The sequence below is a fragment of the Streptomyces glaucescens genome (genome assembly GCF_002154375.1).
Classification (GTDB): Bacteria; Actinomycetota; Actinomycetes; order Streptomycetales; family Streptomycetaceae; genus Streptomyces; species Streptomyces glaucescens.
Window position 1 is genome coordinate 1 of sequence record NZ_MUND01000903.1, and the last position, 506, is coordinate 506.

Genomic DNA, 506 nt, shown 5'->3' on the forward strand with positions numbered 1-506 from the left:
CGACATACCCGGGCGTCATTGTCGGCGAGAATGAGGCCTGACCTCTGCGCACCGCAGGGTCTGCGGAACTACCCAACCAGGGGCGGTGACTTACATGCTTCTTGCGGCCGACGAGGGAGACATCAACACCATCATCGGAGGGATCGCTCCGGACTGGGGCCCCTTCGGCAGCCTGGGCAACGAGGCCAAGGTGATGATCGAGGTCGTGATGGCGGTCGCCATCCTGATCTGTCTCGGCATCGCCATCTGGGGCGCCGCCAAGCAGCGCATCGGCGCCACCGCGCTCCGCGACACCTTCAGCGCGGAACAGGGCAAGGGCCTGATCATCGCCGGACTCACCGGCGTCTTCATCATCGGGTCCCTCGGCACGCTCTTCACCATCGTGTACGGCATGGCCGTGTAGCCCGGCCCGCCGCCGCCCGCCGCGGGCGCGCCCAGTCCGCTCCGGGCACGCCCGGTCTCCCCTACCCCACCGTCGTGCCCACCGGCTGAGGTTGCGTTTCCCT

The 506-nt window shown here is 68.2% G+C and carries 1 protein-coding gene; it reads left to right on the forward strand.

What is annotated here, in order from left to right; genetic code table 11:
- Positions 1-94: 94 nt before the first annotated feature.
- Entirely contained in the window at positions 95-403 is a 309-nt protein-coding gene (locus CCN42_RS39085) for a hypothetical protein (protein ID WP_086170071.1), read from the forward strand.
- Positions 404-506 lie beyond the last annotated feature (103 nt).

Bases quoted from the DNA above. Each gene is read 5' to 3' on its own strand.
- CCN42_RS39085 (WP_086170071.1), top strand. From the start codon at position 95: ATGCTTCTTGCGGCCGACGAGGGAGACATCAACACCATCATCGGAGGG.